Source organism: Rhodococcus sp. CX (genome assembly GCF_015865005.1).
GTDB lineage: Bacteria > Actinomycetota > Actinomycetes > Mycobacteriales > Mycobacteriaceae > Rhodococcus.
Genome location: NZ_JADZGH010000265.1, coordinates 27,250 through 30,243 on the forward strand (window position 1 = coordinate 27,250; position 2,994 = coordinate 30,243).

The window sequence follows — 2,994 nt, forward strand, 5'->3', positions numbered from 1 at the left end:
CGGCGGGTCACGTCGGCGATGAGCCGGCGGGTGACCGTCGGCGCCAGCAACGCCTGCCCGTCGGCGACGACCCGTACGGCCCGGACGAGTTCGTCCGCCGGCGCGTCCTTGAGCAGAAACCCGCTCGCACCCATCCCCAGCGCCTCGTACACATAGTCGTCGAGGTCGAATGTGGTGAGCATCAACACTTTCGAGCGCGGCTCGCGTCGGTCGGCGAGGATGTGCCGAGCGGCATCGAGTCCGTTCATCTCCGGCATGCGCACGTCCATGAGCACGACGTCGGGCCGCAACCTCGCGACCTCGCTCACCGCGACCTTCCCGTCCGGGGCGTCCCCGACGACACTGATGTCGGGTTGCGCGGCGAGCAGCGCGCCGAAGCCCTGGCGGACCATGGCCTGGTCGTCGGCGATGAACACGGTGATGGGTGCGTGCGGCTCGGTCATCACCCCCACCCTAGGCGGCGGGGACGCGGGGCAGCACCGCCGACACCTCGAATCCTCCGTCGGGTCGCGGGTGCGCGTACAACCGTCCCCCGACCGACGCCGCCCGATCGGCCATGCCGCGGATACCGTTGCCGCCGCCGAGGTCCGGCCGGTCCACGGGACGGTCCCCGCGACCGGCTTCCGAGGCGCCGTTGCGCACCGTCAGGTCCACGCGATCCGGACCGCACACCACCTGCACGGACACCTCCGAGCCCGGCGCGTGCCGGGCCGCGTTGGCGAGCGACTCCTGCAGGATCCGGTACACCGCGAGTCCCGCGCTGTCGGACACCGACCCGGTGTCCCCGTCGATCCGTGCGGTGAGGTGCACCCCGGCGCGGCGGGACGCGTCGAACAGTTCGTCGATCCGGCTCAGCCCGGGCTGCGGAGCGTTCTCGGGCAGCATGCCGTCGCTTCGCAACACACCGAGCATGCCGCGGACCTCGTTGAGCGCCTCCCGCGCGTGAACGCCGATCGATTCGAATTCGGCGCGCACCTCGTCGGAGACGTCCGGCAGCCGGTACGGGGCGCTCTGCGCCTGCACCACGACGAGAGACATGTGGTGGGCGACGATGTCGTGCAGGTCGCGGGCGATGCGCGCCTTCTCCTCGAGCGCCGCGCGACGGGCACGTTCGAGTTCGCTGATCTCCTCCTCACGGGCCAGTTGCCGCCGGGACAGCACCAGCCAGCGCACGAGCAGCGCGAACGCCGCGATCGCGGCGAGCCCGATCGCCCAGCCCCACCCGTCGTTGCCCGGCAGGTAGACGAAGAACAACAGGACGGTCGCGAGCCAGACGACGAGCACGATCCGGATCTCCTCGCGCAGACAGACCGCGACGAGCAGGGCGAGGAGCACCAGGATGTGGACGACCTGCCAGGGATAGCCGTAGTTCGGGACCCGGTCGAACGCCCACGGAACGATCATCGCCGCGACCGCGGAGATCGCCCACCCGAGCGCCGGCTGCGCCCGGATCAGCAGGAACGGGAACACCGCCAGCCCGGAGATGATCGGCATGAGCGGCGCCGGAACGTCGTGCGTGAGCTGGAGCGTCGGCCACGCGATCGCGTAGAGGATCAGGGTGGTCACGACGATCGCGATGTTCCACCAGCGTCCGCGACCGTACCGGACCGACAGGTCCACGCCGTGATGTACACCTTCACGCACCAACGAATTCACGGTTCCCACGCTAGGTACCGCAGCCTCCTCTGTCCTCATACCGTGGAGTGAGATCTCGCTGCTACCCCGGTATCGGGTGGTCCGCGGCGAACCGGTCCGTCGTGTGATCCGGACATCGGTACCGCGTTCCTAGCGTCGGCGTTCATGATCATCGGATCCGCGAGAGCCCGAGCCGCCACGACCGTCGGTGTTCTCGCCGCATACGTCTGGGTGGGTGCCGCCGGGTCGCCGGGAGCGCAGGACCGGTCCACCGCCGAGCATCCCGCCGCTGCGGCCACCGTGCTCGCGCTCGGATCGGGTGACACCGACACCGCGAGCGCCGCGTTCCCGCCCGACTTCGAGACGGCGATGCGGTACAGCCCGATTCGCGAACCCGGAGTCTCGGGCGAGCGACTCAGCGATCCACAGGGTTCGTGCTCGTCGCCGGTGCCGCTGCCGGCGCTGTTCGAACCGGCCTGCCGTACCCACGATCTCGGATACGACCTGCTGCGGTTCGCCCGCGACTCCGGCGGCGAACTCGGGCCGGATGCGCGCCGCGCGCTGGACCGTAACCTGACGCGGGACCTGCGCGAGGCCTGCGCGACGGAGCCGGACGCCGCACCGGGCTGCGTGATCGCCGCGGAGGTCGCATCCGTTGCGGTGCGGATCAATTCGTGGCGGCAGCAGTATCGGGCACCGAGTCCGGAATCGCCGCTGCCGATCCTGCTCGGGCTGGGCACGGCCGCTACGGCCGGAGCCGCAGGATTGCGGGTGCGGTCATGAGCGCAGCGGTTCTCGAAATCCAACGGCCCCATCATCTTTCGACGTACGCATCGATAGCGATCTGCCCGCGCGTCGCGACGACGACGGCGACGACCGTCGCAGTCTGCATCTCGCTGGCCCCGTCGCTGCTGCCGAGGCCCGCGGTCGTCCAGGCCGCCGTCACCGCCGTGTCCGTGCTGTGCGGCCTCGGGCTGCTCGCGGTGGCCCGGGCGCTACGGACGAGATTCCGGCCTGCCCCGGCCGTCGCGTCGGTCCCGGTCCGGTGGGGTGCGGTCGGTGCGGCGACCGGACTGTGCGGCGCGGCGACCCTCGCCGCGGACCGCTGGCAGAACGGGCTGCGGGACGCGATGGGCGTCCCTCCCGTCGGCGCCTCACACTGGGTGGTCGTCGTGACCACCGCCGTGCTGATCGTGGCTCTCACTCTCGGTGTCACCGCACGGATTCGTCGCATCGTGCCGGCGGATTCGATCGCGGGCACCTGGTGGTTGCGGTGCCGACCGGTTCCGGGTGGATCGACGCGAACGCGGTGGCCGGCTTCGAATCCGCCTACGGCGACGACGTGGCGTTCGTCGCGGT

At 70.8% G+C, this 2,994-nt stretch carries 4 protein-coding genes and 1 pseudogene; 3 read left to right on the top strand and 2 right to left on the bottom strand.

Annotated features, from left to right (window positions below; translation table 11 throughout):
* The coding region (locus I0Q12_RS29705; RefSeq protein WP_231611707.1) for a response regulator transcription factor at nucleotides 1–443 on the bottom strand (443 nt) is incomplete at its 3' end.
* Nucleotides 444–453: 10 nt separating this feature from the next.
* Nucleotides 454–1,665 carry a sensor histidine kinase gene (locus I0Q12_RS29710; protein ID WP_374068966.1) on the bottom strand — a complete coding sequence of 404 codons (1,212 nt, stop codon included), beginning with the start codon at nucleotides 1,663–1,665 and terminating at the stop codon, nucleotides 454–456.
* Nucleotides 1,666–1,800: 135 nt separating this feature from the next.
* Here I0Q12_RS29710 and I0Q12_RS29715 point away from each other — a divergent pair, with 135 nt between their 5' ends.
* From I0Q12_RS29715 to I0Q12_RS35225, 3 genes and pseudogenes are all read left to right on the top strand, one after another.
* Nucleotides 1,801–2,418 (top strand): hypothetical protein, encoded by a 618-nt coding sequence (locus tag I0Q12_RS29715; protein ID WP_197257364.1) that lies wholly within the window; start codon nucleotides 1,801–1,803, stop codon nucleotides 2,416–2,418.
* Nucleotides 2,415–2,813 (top strand): annotated as a pseudogene (locus I0Q12_RS29720) (alpha/beta-hydrolase N-terminal domain-containing protein); the annotation flags it as partial. The gene I0Q12_RS29715 and the pseudogene I0Q12_RS29720, both read left to right, overlap by 4 nt.
* 95 nt (nucleotides 2,814–2,908) lie before the next feature.
* On the top strand, nucleotides 2,909–2,994 hold an 86-nt coding region (locus I0Q12_RS35225), incomplete at its 3' end, for a hypothetical protein (RefSeq protein WP_374068968.1).